We start from the raw sequence: 454 nt of genomic DNA, 5'->3' as shown, positions 1-454 counted from the left end.
TCACAATACCGTGCCGAAATGAGGTGGTGTGATGTATAAAATACTGCTGGCTGATGATGAGAGGATTATCCTTGATGGAATGGCAGGAATCATTGAGTGGGAGTCGCTTGGCGCCTCATTGATCGGTAAAGCGCAGAACGGACATGAAGCATATGAAAAGATTGTACATAAGCAGCCGCATATCGTCATCACAGACGTCAAAATGCCCGGCATGGACGGGCTTGAGTTGATCAAAAAGGTGTCAGCCATCAGTCCGTCGGTGCAATTTATCGTCCTGTCCGGGTTTGGAGAGTTTGAGTACGCAAAGGAAGCCATGAAATATGGGGTGAAGCATTATTTGCTGAAACCCTGCAATGAACAGCAGATTATCAGCTCGCTGGAGGAAATCATTGCTGAGCTGAAGCGGCAAGATGTGCACAAAAAGAAAACAGCCCATCTGAAACACGAGCTGGAC

Annotated in this window: 1 pseudogene; it reads left to right on the top strand. The window is 47.4% G+C overall.

Going from position 1 to position 454, the window contains the following annotated elements:
- Positions 1-31: 31 nt before the first annotated feature.
- Positions 32-454, top strand: a pseudogene (gene yesN, locus ETB99_RS14660) (two-component system response regulator YesN); the annotation flags it as partial.

Origin of the sequence: Anoxybacillus sp. CHMUD (assembly GCF_013096965.1) — a bacterium.
Classification (GTDB): domain Bacteria; phylum Bacillota; class Bacilli; order Bacillales; family Anoxybacillaceae; genus Anoxybacillus; species Anoxybacillus kestanbolensis_A.
Note: the sequence above shows the minus strand (reverse complement) of the source record. Positions and strands in the feature narration are given on the sequence as shown.